We start from the raw sequence: 1,476 nt of genomic DNA, 5'->3' as shown, positions 1-1,476 counted from the left end.
TACCAGCAGAGCTTCTATCCATAATTATATTTCATTAATTCATGAAAATATAAAAAACAGACTGCTGTTCTGCTCAGAAGTTCATTTTTCGGAAAAGTTTATAAAGATAATCGGTTGTGGAAAACCAACTACTCCTGATACCACCAATCTGTTATTTTCAAATCATTCGGGGTGAGATGTATGGGCAACAGCTGTTCAGCGCTGGCACTCCTTCCCCGGAAAATGTAAAAACGGTTCTTGAGTCATGATGGGAGGAAGGCGATCACTGGATGTTTGTTTTCTACCTCTTTGCTGGTTTGCTCTTCTGAATGTTCTTTGCCAGTTAAGTACCCGTGATCTGAGGGGCACCATCCTTTATCGGTAGTAACGTATCCTTCATCTGCCCACCTTCTTTATAAGTGACACAGAGCCATGACCCTGTGGCTGGATGTCTACACTGGTCTTTATTTGATCAATATATAGCTTCATTGAATCCTGCTTCCAAAGCTGGTTAACCGGGATTTCAATGACCTCAAATCCTGATTTTTGCAGCAGTGCGATTTTCAGCAGAGTCGAACCATTCCTGGTTTTGAAGTCACCACCCACGTAATGAGACGGTCCCTGAACTTCAATCACCATGTTGTGATCTGGCAGTAGCAGGTCAACCGGAGGCAGTGAGTTCAGACTCTTTTCTTCTTCAATCTGCAAAGATGGAATGTGGGATTGGAGTTGAGCGCGGAAGCCGGATTGATGTTTTGAAATAATTGTCTGGTAATGGGGGACGACCGGACACGCTCTGCAAAGCCAACTTGCGGCCAAGGCAATGATGGATTGTTCCTCTTCATTGTCTGGGGAGGCATTTTCCAGGCGAGTGAACAGGTCATCCATGTGCGTTTCAAGCACACTATTTTTAATGGTATTGCAGTCCAGAGACAACCTGGCACAGCATACCATTACTCCCCAGAGGGACATCAATATCGTTTGCTGAGAAAGCTGAGGGTTGTCACTGATCCGGTAAACAAGCGATTCGAACGTAGAGGTAACCACGTTCAGCTCAACGAGCTCACCCAGTTTCGCCATGGCCCACAGCAGGTTGGCGATTTCCTGGGCATTAAATTGATCTTTCTGTACGTTTACGTGGGGCAACAGCGCGACCACAGCCTCATTGAGTTCTGGTGTCCGCTCCTCCCTGTTGTCCATCAGTTTTGCCATGGCCCACAGCAGGTTGGCGATACCCTGAGCATTAAATTGGTTTTTCTGTGCCTTCACGTGGGGCAACAGTGCGGCCACAGTCTCGTTGAGTTCTGGTGTCCGCTCCTGCCTGTTGTCTACCAGTTTTGCCAAGGCCCACAGCAGGTTGGTGATACCCTGGGCATTAAATTGGTCTTTCTGTGCCTTCACGTTGGGCAACAGTGCGGCCACAGTCACGTTGAGTTCTGGTGTCCGCTCCTGTCTGTTGTCCACCAGTTTTGCTATGGCCCACAGCAGGTTGGCGAT

1 protein-coding gene is annotated in these 1,476 nt (G+C 47.7%); it reads right to left on the bottom strand.

Translation table 11 applies throughout. The features are described from left to right. Positions 1 to 375: 375 nt before the first annotated feature. A partial coding sequence (locus tag J7439_RS25430; RefSeq protein ID WP_209204852.1) for an RAP domain-containing protein occupies positions 376 to 1,476 on the bottom strand: 1,101 nt, incomplete at its 5' end.

The organism is Salinisphaera sp. G21_0 (assembly GCF_017744115.1).
GTDB lineage: Bacteria > Pseudomonadota > Gammaproteobacteria > Pseudomonadales > Endozoicomonadaceae > Endozoicomonas.
Note: the sequence above shows the minus strand (reverse complement) of the source record. Positions and strands in the feature narration are given on the sequence as shown.